General features: G+C 42.8%; 16 protein-coding genes and 1 other RNA gene. 15 read left to right on the forward strand and 2 right to left on the reverse strand.

Annotation, left to right across the window (positions count from 1 at the left end; genetic code table 11):
- The first annotated feature begins 22 nt into the window (after positions 1 to 22).
- The 10 genes from CFR83_RS05430 to rnpB all read left to right on the forward strand — a co-directional run bounded on the left by CFR83_RS05430 (position 23) and on the right by rnpB (position 10835).
- Complete coding sequence (locus tag CFR83_RS05430; RefSeq protein WP_279304983.1) at positions 23 to 568, forward strand: ubiquinone biosynthesis accessory factor UbiJ; 546 nt, start codon at positions 23 to 25, stop codon at positions 566 to 568.
- Positions 565 to 2142, forward strand: a complete 1578-nt coding sequence (gene ubiB / locus CFR83_RS05435; RefSeq protein WP_088812949.1) for a ubiquinone biosynthesis regulatory protein kinase UbiB — start codon at positions 565 to 567, stop codon at positions 2140 to 2142. The genes CFR83_RS05430 and ubiB overlap by 4 nt, the downstream gene beginning before the upstream one ends.
- A 20-nt stretch (positions 2143 to 2162) precedes the next feature.
- Positions 2163 to 2798 carry a DUF502 domain-containing protein gene (locus tag CFR83_RS05440; protein WP_088812951.1) on the forward strand — a complete coding sequence of 212 codons (636 nt, stop codon included), beginning with the start codon at positions 2163 to 2165 and terminating at the stop codon, positions 2796 to 2798.
- Between the two features lie 8 nt (positions 2799 to 2806).
- Positions 2807 to 4606: an aspartate--tRNA ligase gene (gene aspS, locus CFR83_RS05445; protein ID WP_088812953.1), complete on the forward strand. Its 1800-nt coding sequence runs from the start codon at positions 2807 to 2809 to the stop codon at positions 4604 to 4606.
- A complete protein-coding gene (gene nudB, locus CFR83_RS05450; protein ID WP_088812954.1) occupies positions 4603 to 5043 on the forward strand; it encodes a dihydroneopterin triphosphate diphosphatase in 441 nt (146 codons plus the stop codon). Before aspS ends, nudB begins: the two co-directional genes overlap by 4 nt.
- A 9-nt stretch (positions 5044 to 5052) precedes the next feature.
- A complete protein-coding gene (locus tag CFR83_RS05455) occupies positions 5053 to 6264 on the forward strand; it encodes a phospholipase D-like domain-containing protein (RefSeq protein WP_088812956.1) in 1212 nt (403 codons plus the stop codon).
- Between the two features lie 37 nt (positions 6265 to 6301).
- Positions 6302 to 8125, forward strand: coding sequence for an ABCB family ABC transporter ATP-binding protein/permease (locus tag CFR83_RS05460; protein ID WP_088812958.1), 1824 nt, complete (start codon positions 6302 to 6304; stop codon positions 8123 to 8125).
- Between the two features lies 1 nt (position 8126).
- The gene (locus CFR83_RS05465) at positions 8127 to 9461 is read left to right on the forward strand and encodes a glycerate kinase type-2 family protein (RefSeq protein ID WP_088812960.1); all 1335 of its coding nucleotides are present in this window, start codon (positions 8127 to 8129) and stop codon (positions 9459 to 9461) included.
- Positions 9462 to 9464: 3 nt separating this feature from the next.
- Positions 9465 to 10517, forward strand: a complete 1053-nt coding sequence (gene pyrC, locus CFR83_RS05470) for a dihydroorotase (RefSeq protein WP_088812961.1) — start codon at positions 9465 to 9467, stop codon at positions 10515 to 10517.
- An 11-nt stretch (positions 10518 to 10528) separates the two neighbouring features.
- An RNA gene (rnpB, locus tag CFR83_RS05475) (RNase P RNA component class A) lies at positions 10529 to 10835 on the forward strand.
- A 3-nt stretch (positions 10836 to 10838) separates the two neighbouring features.
- Here rnpB and CFR83_RS05480 read toward each other — a convergent pair.
- A complete protein-coding gene (locus CFR83_RS05480; RefSeq protein ID WP_088812963.1) occupies positions 10839 to 11261 on the reverse strand; it encodes an OsmC family protein in 423 nt (140 codons plus the stop codon).
- Positions 11262 to 11638: 377 nt separating this feature from the next.
- Between CFR83_RS05480 and rplM the strand changes: the two genes are divergently transcribed.
- From rplM to erpA, 4 genes are all read left to right on the forward strand, one after another.
- Positions 11639 to 12067 carry a 50S ribosomal protein L13 gene (rplM, locus tag CFR83_RS05485; RefSeq protein ID WP_088812964.1) on the forward strand — a complete coding sequence of 143 codons (429 nt, stop codon included), beginning with the start codon at positions 11639 to 11641 and terminating at the stop codon, positions 12065 to 12067.
- A gap of 9 nt (positions 12068 to 12076) precedes the next feature.
- On the forward strand, positions 12077 to 12469 hold the full coding sequence (gene rpsI, locus CFR83_RS05490) for a 30S ribosomal protein S9 (protein ID WP_088812966.1): 393 nt from the start codon (positions 12077 to 12079) through the stop codon (positions 12467 to 12469).
- A 77-nt stretch (positions 12470 to 12546) separates the two neighbouring features.
- Positions 12547 to 13605, forward strand: a complete 1059-nt coding sequence (gene argC, locus CFR83_RS05495; protein ID WP_088812968.1) for an N-acetyl-gamma-glutamyl-phosphate reductase — start codon at positions 12547 to 12549, stop codon at positions 13603 to 13605.
- Positions 13606 to 13670: 65 nt separating this feature from the next.
- Positions 13671 to 14045, forward strand: a complete 375-nt coding sequence (gene erpA, locus CFR83_RS05500) for an iron-sulfur cluster insertion protein ErpA (protein ID WP_088812969.1) — start codon at positions 13671 to 13673, stop codon at positions 14043 to 14045.
- Here the strand turns inward: erpA and CFR83_RS05505 are convergent, their stop codons facing one another.
- Positions 14046 to 15164, reverse strand: coding sequence for an anhydro-N-acetylmuramic acid kinase (locus tag CFR83_RS05505; protein ID WP_088812971.1), 1119 nt, complete (start codon positions 15162 to 15164; stop codon positions 14046 to 14048).
- A 61-nt stretch (positions 15165 to 15225) separates the two neighbouring features.
- On the opposite strand from CFR83_RS05505, the gene tyrS reads away from it, so the two are divergent.
- Complete coding sequence (tyrS, locus tag CFR83_RS05510) at positions 15226 to 16473, forward strand: tyrosine--tRNA ligase (RefSeq protein WP_088812973.1); 1248 nt, start codon at positions 15226 to 15228, stop codon at positions 16471 to 16473.
- The last annotated feature ends 6 nt before the right edge of the window (positions 16474 to 16479 follow it).

Here is a 16479-nt window from a genome sequence, read left to right on the forward strand (position 1 = left end):
AGTTAAAACTCTTAATTACTTACTGGCCCAAGATTCTTGGGCCAGTGACCTTTTGCGTAAGCATATTGGTAAAAAAGTTAAATTTATTCTTCCCATTACTCAAGTCTCACTACTTATTAATGACCAAGCTGAGTTTTCATTGGCGAAAGAGGATGGCGAAGATCCTAATGTCACCTTAACAATTTCAGCAGATGTTTTAAATGCGTATATTGCTGGCGGTAAGGATGCTGCAGCTCAACACGTTAAAGTTTCTGGTGATGTCGATTTGGCGCAAGCAATGTCAAAGTTGGCTAGCCAACTTCGTTGGGAGTTTGAGGAAGATTTATCTAAGTTGGTTGGAGATGCTCTAGCTCACAGAATTGTTCAGTCGGCCAAAAAAGGTCGATCATTTGGTGAGTCAGCCATCAAAGATTTTGGGGCTAGTGTTCTGGAATATTTAGTGCATGAAAAGCCAACCTTGGTTAAGGCAGATGAACTAGTTCGTTATAAAGAAGATTTGCGTCGACTACGAGATGACGTGGATAGAATTGAAAAACGTATAGAGCGTTTATTGGAGAAGTCTTCGTGAGGCAGTTTTTAAGGTTATCTAAAATTCTCTATACGATTTGGAGATTCGGTGTTCTAAAAGTTATTAGGGATAGTCTTAAGCCAGGTCTTATTAAAGTTGTTTTGACTGTCGCATCTTGGTTGACCCCAGGATCGTATACCCGTGGCGAGAGTTTGCGCTTGGCGCTAGAGGCACTAGGGCCGATATTCGTTAAATTTGGTCAAGTGCTATCTACGCGACGTGACTTATTGCCGACTGATATTGCTGATGAATTGGCAAAGTTACAAGATCAAGTGCCACCATTCTCCCAAGTGAAAGCCATGTCTTTAATTGAGGCTTCATTGGGTAAAAAAATATCAGAGGTATTTAGTTCATTTGATGAGAAACCCGTTGCTAGCGCTTCGGTGGCGCAAGTGCATTTTGCTGTTCTAAGAGGTACGGATAAATATCCAGAGTGGGAAGGCAAACAAGTAGCTGTGAAAGTTTTGCGCCCAGGGATACTGCCTGTTATTGAGAGTGACTTGGCATTACTAAGAATGCTCGCCGGTTTGGTAGAGAAATTATGGCGTGATGGCAAGCGGTTGAAGCCAAAAGAAAACGTCGATGAATTTGACACTTATTTGCATGATGAATTAGACCTAATGCGAGAGGCTGCCAATGCAAGTCAGTTGCGTCGCAATTTTGAAGGTTCTAAAAAACTCATGATTCCTGAAATGTATTGGGATTTATGTGGTCTCAATGTGATGGTCATGGAGAGGATGCACGGCATCCCTATCTCAAGATTAGAAGAGTTAAAGGCTGCAGGTGTTGATCTTAAGAAGTTGGCATCTGATGGAGTTGAAATATTCTTTACGCAAGTATTCCATGATGGTTTCTTCCATGCCGATATGCATCCTGGAAATATTTTTGTGAGCGTTGCTCCAGAATCTTTTGGCAGATACATTGCTCTAGATTTCGGAATTGTGGGGGCGTTATCTGATTCTGATAAGAATTATTTGGCTCAGAATTTTTTAGCTTTCTTTAATCGCAATTACAGACGAGTAGCTGAATTACATATTGAATCTGGTTGGGTGCCAAAAGAAACGAGGGTGGAAGAATTAGAAGGTGCTGTGAGAGCAGTATGCGAGCCTTATTTTGATCGTCCTTTGAAAGAAATTTCATTGGGTATTGTTTTAATGAGATTGTTTCAGGCCTCCAGAAGATTCAATGTTGAAATTCAGCCTCAGTTAACTTTATTGCAAAAAACTTTGTTGAATGTTGAGGGTCTGGGTCGCCAATTAGATCCAGATATGGATTTATGGAAGACTGCCAAACCAGTTTTAGAGCGTTGGGTTGATCAGCAAATTGGCATTCGAGGATTTTTAGAGCGCATTAAAGACGAGGCGCCACACTGGGCTAAGTTAGTGCCTACTATTCCTAGATTGCTTGCTCAGTGGTTGGATAAGAGTCAAAATCAGGACAAAGATGCCACCCAAGAGTTGATGCTTAAGCTGCTTTTAGAGCAAAAGCAAACTAGAAAATTGATCTGGGGAAGCATTCTTTTCTTGAGTGGTTTACTAGGCGGAACCTTATTTACGCTCACTTGGCTTAGCTAAGCCCTATAATTTCAAGCTTCATGAAAAAATATTTTATTGCTGGCATGCTGGTTTGGGCTCCTTTGGCCATCACTATTTGGGTGATGACTTGGGGCCTATCTGTGTTGGATGGGGTCTTTGGCTCTGTAATGAGCGCTCTTATGGCGATATTGCCATCCGCTTTAAAACCAGCTCTGCAGTCGTTCAGAGATCTACCAGGCGTTGGCATTTTGATTGTTTTGGCAATCATTCTGGCTACTGGTGTGTTTGCAGCTAATTTCGCTGGTCAATGGTGGATTAAGCTTTGGGATCGAATCATTACCCACATACCAATTGTTAAATCAATTTATTCAAGTGTGAAGCAGGTATCGGGTACTTTATTTTCAAGTAACGGCAATGCATTTAGAAAAGCAGTGCTTATTCCATATCCTAGAAACGGATCATGGACGATCGCATTTGTAACAGGCACCCCTGCGGAAGAGGTTGCCGCAAAATTAGGTGCTGAGCACGTCAATGTTTTTTTACCAACAACACCCAACCCAACTTCTGGATTTTTTATGATTGTTCCGCGCGCGGACATCATCGAGTTAGAAATGAGTGTTGAGGAAGCGCTTAAGCACATTGTTTCAATGGGCTCAGTTCCCCCTTTAAGTCAATCAGTACCATCAGCAAAGTAGGAAGTTTTATGTCAATGCGTAGCCATCAATGTGGCCAAGTCACAGAAGCCTTAATCGGACAAGAAGTTACATTAGCAGGTTGGGTCAATCGTCGTCGCGATCATGGTGGCGTTATTTTTATTGATTTAAGAGACCGAGATGGTTTTGTTCAAGTTGTTTGCGATCCAGATCGTGCCGATATGTTTGCAATGGCTGAGCAAGTGCGTAATGAGTTCTGTGTGCAGATCAAAGGTTTGGTTCGTGCGCGTCCAGCAGGTACTGAAAATAATGATTTGGTTAGTGGCAAAGTGGAATTGTTGTGCCATGAGTTAAATATTCTGAACGCATCTGTTACTCCTCCATTCCAATTGGAAGATGACAATCTATCAGAGACCACTCGCTTAACTCATCGTGTTTTAGATTTGCGTCGTCCGCAAATGCAAAAGAATTTACGTCTACGTTATAACGTTGCTATTGAGACAAGAAAATATCTTGATCAAGCTGGTTTCATTGATATTGAAACGCCCATGTTGACAAAGAGCACCCCAGAAGGTGCTCGTGACTATTTGGTGCCATCACGTGTACATGATGGTCAGTTCTTTGCGTTACCTCAATCCCCGCAACTATTTAAGCAGTTGTTGATGGTTGCCGGCTTTGATCGTTACTATCAAATTACTAAGTGTTTCCGCGATGAAGATTTACGCGCGGATCGTCAACCTGAATTTACTCAGATAGACTGTGAAACAGCATTCTTGGATGAATATGAGATTAGAGATCTTTTTGAAAACATGGTTCGCCATATTTTCAAAACAGTCATGAATGTTGAGTTGGCGAATCCATTCCCAGTGATGCCTTACTCTGAGGCAATGGCACGTTTTGGTTCGGATAAGCCTGACTTGCGTGTGAAGTTAGAGTTCACAGAATTAACAGACGTTATGAAGGATGTTGATTTCAAAGTGTTCTCTGGCCCAGCTAATCAAGCTAATGGTCGTGTAGTTGGTTTGTGTATACCAGGTGGCTCAGTAATCAGCCGTAGCGATATTGATGATTACACCCAATTTGTTGGAATTTATGGGGCTAAGGGTTTAGCTTGGATTAAGGTTAATGAGATTGCTAAAGGTCGTGATGGCTTGCAATCACCGATTGTTAAAAATCTTCATGACGCCGCAATTGCTGAGATTCTAAAACGTACCAATGCAAAAGATGGCGACATTATTTTCTTTGGCGCTGACAAGGAAAAAGTTGTTAATGATGCAATTGGCGCATTGCGTTTGAAGATTGGCCATTCTGCATGGGCAAAAGAAAATGGCTTGATGGAGCAGGGTTGGAAGCCAATGTGGGTTGTTGATTTCCCAATGTTTGATTACGACGAAGATGCGGCTCGTTGGGTTGCTTGTCACCATCCATTCACAAGTCCTAAAGATGAGCATTTAAATTACTTAGAAACAGATCCTGGTAAGTGCTTGGCAAAAGCCTATGACATGGTTCTTAATGGCTGGGAAATTGGTGGTGGTTCAGTTCGTATTCATAAGGAATCTGTTCAGAGCCAAGTTTTCAGAGCATTGAAGATTGGCCCTGAAGAAGCTCAGGCTAAATTTGGTTTCTTGTTAGATGCTTTGCAATACGGGGCGCCTCCACATGGGGGTATCGCATTTGGTTTGGATCGTATTGTGACGATGATGACTGGTGCGGAATCAATTCGTGATGTCATTGCATTCCCTAAAACTCAGCGCGCACAATGTTTGTTAACTCAAGCACCAAGCCCTGTGGATGAAAAGCAGTTACGTGAATTGCACATTCGTCTACGTAACACTCAGATGCCTGCATGAAGATCCCTATCTCGGTACTAGTCGTGATTTACACGACTAGCAACGAGGTGCTCTTGATAGAAAGAGCAGATCATCATGGCTACTGGCAATCTGTAACTGGTAGCCTTAATCAAATTGATGAGCCGTTGCAGATGGCGGCCGCTAGAGAAGTGTTTGAAGAGACTGGTATAGATACTCATCAATTGCCAGATGGAGCTCTTCAATCAATGAATCATCATATTGACTATGAAATTTATCCTGAGTGGCGCCACCGGTACCCTGATGGTGTTACTCAAAATACTGAGCATTGGTTTAAGCTGCAATTACCTAGCAAAATGCCTATTAAGTTATCGCCAAGAGAGCATATCTCTCATCAGTGGCTTGATATGCAGTCGGCTGCCAAACTTTGTTTTTCCCCTAGTAATCAAGAGGCAATATTAAGACTAAATTCTGATTAGAATTGTCTTATGTCATTGTTGCGAAGAGATCGTTGGCAAAGTATTCAAACCCTCAAATTGCTTGAGGGAGGTATAGATTATTTTGAGCGGGTTGAGGCTGTTTTGACGGCCGCAAAAAAATCTATATATCTAGAGGTTTATATTTTCTCAGCGGATTCTCAAGCAAAAAAAATAGTCGATATTCTTTGTCTTGCTGCTCAAAGAGGTGTAGAGGTGAAGGTAATCTTAGACTGGTTAGGTTCATCGCCTTTTCAGTATGAAAAAGATTTTTTATCCGCTGGCGTTCAATTTAGTTATTACAACCCTGCCTGGTTTGGAACTTTAGGATTTTCTAGAACTCATCGAAAGTTAATCGTGGTTGATGAGCTGGTTGCATTTGTTGGCGGAGTGAATATTTGTGACGATTCAAAAGATGTTCTAGGCAATCAATTGCCTGGTATACGTTGGGATCTTGCTCTAGAGGTGACTGGTGCAATCGTGGAGAAAGTACATGCCACCTTCCTTCGGCAATGGCAACGGCTTCAGCCGAATGCTTTACACCCCAAAAATATTTTAAAGAGAATTCTTGCGCAAGAATTACCTTGGAGTTCGAGCCATTTTCTTGGATTGCGACATGGCAATAAAGAGGGTTTGGCATTCATAGCTAGAGATAACTTGCATCATCGTCGTGATATTGAGCGAGCATATTTAAAGGCAATTGGTCAGGCTCGAGATGAAATATGGTTGGCAACACCCTACTTCCTGCCAGGGCGTCGCTTAAGAAAGGCTTTGGTTAATGCGGCAAAGCGTGGTGTTTCAGTTAATTTGTTGCTGGGAACAGATGAGTTCAAGATTTTAAATTGGGCAGTTCCTAGTTTGTACGGTCAATTGCTGGCTGCAAATATTGTTATATATGAATATCCCAAGGCCTTGCTGCACACTAAGGCAATGGTTGTTGATAGAAGGTGGGCGACGCTTGGATCATCTAACTGTGATCATCTATCTTTCTTGTTAAATCATGAGGCAAATTTAATCATCAGAAACCACCAGGTGATTAAAGAGATTCGTTGGAAAATAGCTGATCAAGCAAATGACAATGGGATTAAAGTAGAGCCTAATGTTTATGCCCAAAGATCCTATCTTAAAAAAGTATTCAATTGGGTGGTATATGTTTTCGTTAGAGCCACAATGAGTTTATTAACAATCAGTGTTAAAGATAAAGAAATACCAAAAATCAATTGATTGTGAAGTTGCCTATTTAATTTGAAAGAGTGTGCATATGAGGCGTGCCTCGTACGACGAAAATTCAGTCAGACCTGATAATAAAAAAGCTAGCGACTGGAAGGTTATAGCTAATTTATTGCCATATTTATGGGCTTTTAAATGGCGCGTTGGGTTGGCTTTGACATGCTTGATTGCTGCTAAGGTAGCTAATCTTGGTGTCCCAATTTTGCTCAAAGCTCTGATTGATGCAATGAGTGTGCCTTTAGGGGTTGAGGCTGTATTGGTTGTGCCCGTATCGCTAATATTGGCTTATGGGTTATTGCGCTTATCAGCTTCTATATTTACTGAGCTAAGAGAGTTGCTCTTTTCTAGAGTGACAGAGAGTGCTGTACGTACTGTGGCACTTAAGGTGTTTGAGCATTTGCATGCTTTATCTTTGCGGTTTCATTTATCTCGTCAAACAGGGGGTATGACACGTGATATCGAGCGTGGCACCAGAGGTATTCAGTCGCTAATTTCTTATTCTTTGTACAGCATTATTCCAACGATTGTTGAATTATGTTTGGTATTGGGTTATTTCATTTGGGCATATAACTATTTGTTTGCAGTTATTACGCTGATAGCTCTGGTGTTGTATGTGATTTACACCATTGTTGTTACCGAGTGGCGTACGCAGTACAGAAGAAAAATGAATGAACTCGACTCAAAGGCAAATCAGAGAGCTATTGATTCTCTAATTAACTTTGAAACTGTTAAATATTTTGGGAATGAACAATATGAATCAAAACGATACGATGAGAATCTGCATCGATATCGAGAGGCTGCGATTAAGTCACAGCGTTCGCTGGCCTTATTAAATGCTGGTCAGCAAACTATCATTGCTGTTGGTTTAATACTAATCCTTTGGTTGGCCACGCAAGGAGTGTCGGACGGTGTAATGACACTAGGTGATTTGGTGTTGGTCAACGTTTTGATGATTCAACTTTATATTCCTTTGAATTTCTTGGGTGTTATTTACCGAGAGATAAAACAGGCATTAACAGACATGGATCGTATGTTTAGCCTCTTGGGCACTAATCAAGAAATTGCTGATGATCCTAATGCTAGTGATTTATCAATAGCCAACCAATCATTAGGGCCGCGGGTTATCTTTGACCAAGTGTCATTTTCTTATGAGCCTGCAAGAGGCATTATTAAAAATATTAGTTTTGAGGTTTCGCCCGGTCAGACAACTGCAGTGGTGGGGCATAGTGGCGCAGGTAAAAGTACGCTGGCTAGATTGTTATTCCGTTTTTATGATGTAACTGATGGGGCTATTTATTTAGATCATCAGAATATAAAAAGTGTCACGCAAAAAAGTTTGAGACAGGCAATTGGCATCGTTCCTCAAGACACCGTTTTATTTAATGATACTGTGGCACATAACATTGCTTATGGTCGTCCTGGTGCAACTCAAGAGCAGGTTGAGTCAGCTGCTCGCCTAGCTCAGATACATGAATTTATTATGTCTTTGCCTGATGGCTATCAGACTACTGTTGGTGAGCGTGGTTTGAAGTTATCTGGTGGCGAAAAACAAAGAGTGGCTATTGCTAGAACTTTATTAAAGAATCCGTCTTTATTGATTTTTGATGAAGCCACTTCTGCGCTTGATTCTGAAACTGAAAGAGCAATCCAAAAAGAATTAATTGCTTTAGCACAGAATAGGTCAACTTTAATCATTGCACATAGGTTGTCTACGATTATTCATGCACATCAAATTCTAGTGATGGATGATGGCTGCATCATCGAAAGAGGAACTCATGAAGAGCTATTGGCATATGGCGGTCGTTATGCTGAAATGTGGCGAGTACAGCAATCCCAAATCGAGCTAATATCCTGATATGGCAATTAAAGATCCAGCTTCTTTCTTGAAAGGGGCATTTGAAGTAGCGCTTAAGGCGGCAGACCCACTGGTTGTTTTACCAATGAGTCTTGAGAAGGTGTTTTCAAAACCTTTGGAAGGGCGCTGTTTGGTTTTGGGCGCCGGCAAAGCCGCGGCTTCAATGGCAGTGGCTTTGGAGTCGTTTGCTGCTAATAATTGGCCCAAAGCACAACTGGAGGGTCAAGTAATTACTCGGTATGGCCATGCCTTGCCAACAAAAATTATTAAGGTAGTTGAAGCGGGGCATCCTGTTCCAGATGAATCTGGTATGAAAGCTGCGCAAGCCACCTTGGATTTGGTGAAGACGTTGCGACCCGGCGATCATTTGATTGCACTTATATCAGGTGGCGGTTCGAGTTTATTGACGCTACCTGCCGATGGTTTGACTATTGAAGATTTGAGATTGACCACGCAGGCACTATTAAGATCTGGCGCTCCAATCGGACAGATGAATATTGTGCGTAAACATTTATCTGCTATTTTGGGTGGGCATATGGCTAGAGAAGCTGTGGCGCGTGGAGCCAAGATAGATGCTTTTTTAATTTCTGATGTTACTGGTGATCATCCATCAAGTATTGCTAGCGGACCTTGTGCGCCAGATGACTCAACATTTGGTGATGCATTACAGATTTTGAAAGATTATGGTTTGCTGGGTGGGCAGTTACCTGCATCCGTTGTTAAGTATTTAAACGATGGCTTAAGTGGGGTTCATCCGGAGACACCAAAGTCAAATGATCCAATTTTTAAGCAAAGTAATAACCATCTAATTGCGACAGCGCACGCGTGCTTAGAAGTGGCTGCCAAATATTGCGAGTCAAAAGGTGTTAAGCCTGTTATTTTGGGCGATACCGTGATGGGTGAGGCTAAAGATGTGGCATTGATGCAAGCATCAATTGCCAGAGAAATTTATTTATACGACAAACCATTTAACAAGCCAGTGGCTTTGCTGTCTGGCGGTGAGTGCACTGTGACGATTCCATCGGGGGTCAAGGGTCGCGGTGGCCGTTGCAGTGAGTTTTTGCTATCCCTATTTGCTGCTACAGAAGATTTAAAAACATTATCAGGATTAGCGGCAGATACCGATGGTATCGACGGTAGTGAGGATAATGCAGGTGCTTGGTTTGTATCGGGGTTTAGGAATGCTGAGAAAGATCAGCATTTTTTTGTAAGGGATTGTTTGAGTAAGCACGATAGTTATGGGTTTTTTCAGAAAATGAATGCATTGGTTCACACCGGCCCTACATTAACTAATGTGAATGATTTTCGAATATTGCTAATTGATAGTGAAAGTTGATTAATGAGTTCTGTGAATACGATTGAAATTTGTCAGCCTGATGATTGGCACTTGCATGTAAGAGATGGTGAGTTTTTGCCTGATTTATTAAGGCATACAGCCAGTCAGTTTGCGCGCGCAATCATCATGCCAAATTTGAAGCCACCAGTCACTAATGCAGACATGGCAGTTGCTTATAAAACTCGGATTTTGAATGCTTTGCCGTCTGGCTCAAATTTTGAACCATTGATGGTTTTGTATTTGACTGATAACACCAGTGCTGATGATGTTAAGCGCGCTAAAGAAGTTGGGGTGGTTGGCTTTAAGTTGTACCCAGCGGGAGCTACAACAAATAGTGATGCTGGTGTTACAGATATTAAGAAATGTGCAAGTGCTCTTGATGCAATGTCCAATTGCGGAATGCCACTTTTGGTTCATGGTGAGGTGACTCATTCTGATATTGACGTATTTGATAGAGAGGCCGTTTTTATTGAGCAAGTATTGGAGCCTTTGCGCGCAAGACATCCTGGCTTAAAAGTGGTTTTTGAGCACATCACTACTAAACAAGCAGCTCAATATGTGGAGTCAGCAGATACCCAAAGGTATGGCGCTATTGCTGCAACCATTACACCGCAACACATGTTGTACAACCGTAATGCGATATTTACTGGAGGTATAAGACCTCATTACTACTGCTTGCCAATTTTAAAAAGAGAAGAGCATCGCCAGGAGTTAGTGCGAGTTGCGATTTCTGGTAACTCCAGATTCTTTTTGGGAACCGATAGTGCGCCACATTTGAAGGGTACTAAAGAAAATGCATGTGGTTGCGCAGGTTGTTATACGGCTTGGCATGCTATGCCTTTGTACGCAGAAGTATTTGATGCAGCTAATGCATTAAATCGTTTGGAAGGGTTTGCTAGCCAATTTGGACCTGATTTTTATGGCTTACCAAGAAATACTAAGAAATTAACTTTACGTCGCCAGACTCAGCAAATACCTGATGAATTCCCTATGGGTAGTGGCACAGTGGTGCCATTACGTGCTGGCGAAACCATTGCTTGGTCAATAGTCGGTTAGACTAGAGGCGCAGAGTCGGTAAGGCAATCGCTGCTTTGGTAACAAAGGAGAGGAAAGTCCGGACTCCATAGGACAGGGTGATGGCTAACGGCCATCCACGGTGACGTGAGGAATAGGGCCACAGAGACGAGCGTATTTAGTTACGGTGAAACGCGGTAACCTCCACTCGGAGCAATCCCAAATAGGCAAGCGTTGAGGCGGTCCGCTGAGCTTGCGGGTAGGGAGCTTGAGTTCACTGGTAACAGTGAAACTAGATGAATGATTGCCCCTTTACGAAAGTATGGGCGACAGAATCCGGCTTAATAGCCGGCTCTGCACTTTTTATATTTCTACAATTTCAATGCTGTGAGTAATTTCAGCAGTTTTGCCTAGCATAATGGTGGCAGAGCAATACTTATCATGAGATAAGGCAACAGCCTTCTCAACACGGCTTAATTCGAGATTTTTCCCCGTGACGGTAAATTTCATATGAATCTTTGTGAAGATTTTTGGGTCCTCATTGGCTCGTTCTGCCTCTAAACTGACCTGGCAGTCATGAATATCTTGTCTAGCTCGTTTTAGGATCATGACTACGTCAAAGCAAGTGCAACCACCAGCCCCAACTAACATCATTTCCATTGGGCGAGGAGCCAGGTTTCTACCCCCTGCTTCAGGCGCGCCATCCATATTGACTAGGTGTCCGCTGCCTGTTTCGGCACTAAATGCCATGCCATCTTTTCCTAGCCATTTGATCGTTGCTTGCATGTTTTCCTCAAATTTTGAACTTAACTAATAAACCTCATCATAAGGCTTTTGACTTAGACAAAACATAAAATAGTCAATAAAAACAATAACTTTCTTGCATATTTGATATGCCTAGCTATAATTTTCATATCGAATTAACTAATTTTTGGGATTTTAGCTAATTCTCAGTTTGTCTCCTCCACCCTCCAAAAAGGTGGATTTCAGCCCAGGAAGTGTTTCCTGGGCTTTTTTTTGCTACAATAGAAGGCTTTCCCAGTTTGCCCATGGGAAAAGTGATGTGCCAACTGTTCATTTGAACTGCGAGCCTGCAAACATAAGCGGAGCCAAAGGAATGATGTAATGGTTGTTTTGATAGGGCTTAACAATTTAAGGTAATCATGAAAACTTTCTCAGCAAAACCGCATGAGGTGAAGCGTGAGTGGTTCGTGATTGACGCTACGGACAAAGTCCTCGGTCGTGTCGCCAGTGAAGTGGCACACCGTCTACGCGGCAAGCACAAGCCAGAATTCACCCCACACGTTGATACAGGCGACTTTATCGTCATTATTAATGCTTCTAAGTTGCGCGTGACTGGCACTAAGGGCTTGAATAAAAAATACTACACGCACAGTGGCTATCCTGGCGGCATCTACGAAACTAACTTCGACAAGATGCAAGCTCGTTTCCCTGGTCGTGCTCTCGAGAAGGCTGTTAAAGGCATGTTGCCTAAAGGCCCACTTGGCTATGCAATGATCAAGAAATTGAAAGTTTATGCAGAAGCTGACCACCCACACGCGGCTCAACAGCCAAGCGTTCTTGAGATCTAAGGAGCCGATATGATTGGAAACTGGAACTATGGTACTGGCCGTCGTAAGAGCTCAGTAGCCCGCGTATTCATCAAGGCTGGTAAAGGTGAAATTCTTGTAAACGGCAAGCCAATTGCTGAATACTTTGCTCGTGAAACATCACGCATGATCGTTCGTCAGCCTTTAGAGTTGACTAATCACGGTACAACATTTGACATTAAAGTAAACGTGTCAGGTGGTGGTGAGACAGGTCAAGCTGGTGCGGTTCGTCACGGTGTGACACGTGCTTTGATCGACTACGATGCAGCATTGAAGCCAACGCTATCTAAAGCAGGTTTCGTAACACGTGATGCTCGTGAAGTTGAACGTAAAAAAGTTGGTTTGCATGGCGCGCGTCGTCGCAAACAGTTCAGCAAACGTTAATTTTTTTTGCTGTTCTACGAAAAGCCGCGCACTGCGCGGCTTTTTCTTTTCTACAATAGCGATATTGGAGGATTTAAATGATCAAAGTTGGCATTGTTGGTGGAACGGGCTATACAGGCGTTGAGTTACTGCGTTTGTTATCACAGCACCCAAAGGTTCAGTTAACGGCTATAACGTCTCGTAAAGAGGCGGGAATGCCTGTGGCTGAGATGTTCCCATCTCTGAGGGGTAGGGTTGATTTATGCTTTACGACGCCAGAAGAGGCCAAATTAACAGAGTGTGATGCTGTTTTTTTTGCAACACCACATGGCGTTGCTATGGCTCAAGCTAAAGAACTTCTTGCCGCTGGTGTGAAGGTATTAGATTTAGCTGCGGATTTTCGCCTTAAAGATACGGCAGAGTTTGAAAAATGGTATGGAATGCCACATGCCTGCCCTGAGATCTTGGCAGAAGCTGTATATGGCTTGGCTGAAATTAATCGTGAAGCCATTAAGAAAGCAAGAGTCGTGGGTTTGGCAGGTTGTTACCCAACCTCTGTTCAGTTAGGTTATGCACCATTGTTATCACCGAAATCAACGGGTGGCAAAAACCTAGTTGATTTGAGTACTTTAATTTCTGATTCAAAATCAGGTGTTTCTGGGGCTGGCCGCAAAGCTGAGGTGGGCACTTTATTAGCTGAAGCCGGTGATAACTTTAAAGCGTATGGTGTTAAAGGCCACAGGCACCATCCTGAAATTTGTCAGGGTTTATCGGCGATTGCTGGTGGTAAACCGGTGGGGCTAACTTTTGTACCTCATTTAACACCCATGATCAGAGGTATTCATTCAACTTTGTATGCCAGAATTCTTCCCGAGGGCAAGGATGTTGACTATCAAGCCCTATTTGAGAAGTTTTATGAGGGTGAGCCGTTTGTTGACGTAATGCCAGCTGGCAGCACACCAGAGACTCGCTCGGTGAGAGGTAGTAATGCTCTTAGGATTGCAGTACACCGCCCTCAAGGTGGCGATATGTTGGTAATTTTGGTGGTTGAGGATAACCTCGTTAAGGGGGCATCCGGACAAGGCGTTCAGTGTTTGAACCTCATGTTTGGCTTGCCAGAAAATACGGGATTAACCCACATCGCATTATTGCCATAAAGCCCCTACAGTAAATATTGGAATTGAGGCATACAATATTAGTTATGTAACAAAAGGAGTCCAAGATGACCGCTACACAAACAACACAAGCAACAGATAATTTAGAGCCACCAATGCCACTTATCTTTACAGATAGTGCTGTAGCAAAAGTGGCAGATTTGATTGCAGAAGAAGGCAACCCAGATTTGAAATTGCGCGTATTCGTGCAAGGTGGTGGTTGTTCAGGTTTTCAGTATGGTTTCACATTTGATGAAGCTGTTAATGAAGACGACACATTGGTAACCAAAGGTAATGTGACTTTGTTGATTGATTCAATGAGCTTCCAATATTTGGTTGGCGCAGAGATTGATTACAAAGAAGATATCAACGGTTCTCAATTCGTGATTAAAAATCCTAATGCCACAACAACATGTGGTTGCGGATCTTCTTTCTCAGCCTAATTAAGCGGGGTAGCAAGCGCCCAACGGGCGCAGACCTCTAGCACCAGTAACAGCCGGCATATTTGCTGGCTGTTTTTCTTTGTGCGCCCAAGCCAGCCAAGCAAATGCGGCTGCTTCAACTGCTTGTGGATCAATGCCTTCTGTTGCTGTACTTTGAAAGCCTGCGCTTGGAATCCACGAGCAGATTCTTTTTAGGGAATTAATCAAGGCTGTATTTTTAATACCACCCCCACAAATCAAGAGGCGTTTTGTTTCTGGGGCATATTCCTTCAAAGCTTGAGCAATCGATTGAGCTGTGAGCATTAACAAACTTGCTTGAACGTCTTGTGGGTTAGCTTTACTGCTACCAGTTTGCTCTAGATGATGCTTGAGCCAGGTAGGATTAAAAAGGTCGCGTCCTGTGCTCTTAGGCGCTCTTTTTGCAAAATACTGATCAGCTAGCATGCTATTTACTAACTTTTCAATGGGCTGACCTTGCTCTGCCCATTGACCACCATCATCATAGGCCTTGCCTAGGGAGTGATTAGTCCAGTAGTCCATTAGGGCGTTACCTGGACCGCAGTCAAAACCAATGATCTTGTTGGAAATCAGGCTCAGATTTGCAATGCCGCCGATATTAAGTATGGCAACAGGTTGATCGCTTGAAAATTGAGTTGCATGAAAGGCCGGGACTAATGGAGCGCCTTGTCCGCCAGCGGCAATGTCCCTACTTCGAAAATCTGCAATCACATCGATATTGGATAGTTCTGCCAATAATGCAGGATTGAGTGACTGCTTGGTATATCCAATGCCATCATGTAATTGAGGTTGATGTCGAATGGTTTGTCCGTGAGCTCCAACCGCTTGGATTTCTGATGCTTCAAGCTTAGATTTTTTGAGTATTTCCGTGACTGCTAGGTGATAGTGGTGTGCCAATTGATTGGCTGCTAGGGCCTCAATATGTAGCTCATTATCACTAGGCGCTTGGAGTTTGAAGTATGTTTCCTGAAGATTTTTGTCCATTGGCACTTCAACGTGCAGCAAAATTTTGGTTTTCCCGGATTTAGGAATCTCAGCTAAAACGGCATCTATTCCATCCATGCTCGTTCCGGACATAATGCCAATATAGTAATTCTTCATAGGGTTGACTCTTAAGTGATGCGACAATGATGTTCTAGGAAATAAATGTAACCGATAGATTATGTCTTTAGCTAACGAGAATAAAACAGAACAAGTTAAATATCCAATTACAGACCGTGTTTTGGAGTCTTTAGCCGTCACCAAGCGTGGTTGCGAGGAATTATTGGTGGAAGCGGAGTGGGTTTCTAAATTGGCCCGTAGTGAGGCTACAAAAACCCCGTTAAGGATTAAGTTAGGCTTAGATCCTACTGCCCCTGACATTCATTTGGGTCATACAGTTGTTTTGAACAAGATGCGTCAGTTGCAGGATTTGGGCCATACGGTCATTTTCTTGATTGGCGACTTTACCAGCATGATTGGTGACCCTTCAGGAAGGAATGCAACTCGTCCGCCTCTGACTAAAGAAGAAATTGCAGTTAATGCTCAGACTTACTATCAGCAGGCAAGTTTAGTTTTAGACCCATCTAAAACTGAAGTGAGATACAACAGTGAGTGGTGCGATCCTTTAGGCGCTAGAGGCATGATTCAGTTGGCGGCAAAATATACCGTTGCCCGCATGTTAGAACGTGATGATTTTACGAAGCGTTATAAGGGTGGTATCCCAATTTCTGTTCATGAGTTTTTATACCCGTTAATGCAAGGTTATGACTCGGTTGCGCTAAAGAGTGATTTGGAGTTGGGTGGTACGGATCAGAAGTTCAATTTACTTGTGGGTCGTGAGTTGCAAAAAGAGTATGGTCAAGAAGCTCAATGTATCTTGACGATGCCCTTGTTGGTTGGCACTGATGGTGTCGACAAGATGAGTAAGTCTAAGAATAACTACATTGGTATTAGTGAAGCGCCTAATGATATGTTTGGCAAGTTAATGAGTATTTCTGATGATTTGATGTGGAGTTATTTCACGCTCTTATCGTTTAAGCCACTTGCTGAAATTGCTAAGATGAAAGAAGAGGTAGCATCTGGGCGCAATCCTAGAGACTTTAAGGTTGCATTAGGTCAAGAGATTGTGGCGAGATTCCATAGTTCTGCCGCAGCAGAAAAATCTTTAGAGGACTTTAATCACCGCGCAAAAGGTGGTGTTCCTGACGATATTCCAGAGGTGACATTAACTGGTGCACCATTGGGTATTGGACAGTTACTGAAGCAGGCTAACTTGGTTCCAAGTACATCTGAAGCGATGCGTAATTTAGAACAGGGCGGAGTAAAAATTGACGGCACTACTGTTAGTGATAAGTCCCTGAAAGTTGAAGCTGGCACATTTGTTATTCAGGTTGGCAAACGTAGATTTGCAAAAATCACGCTTTCTTAAGCAAGT

The organism is Polynucleobacter victoriensis, assembly GCF_900187875.1.
In the GTDB taxonomy this organism is placed as follows: Bacteria; Pseudomonadota; Gammaproteobacteria; order Burkholderiales; family Burkholderiaceae; genus Polynucleobacter; species Polynucleobacter victoriensis.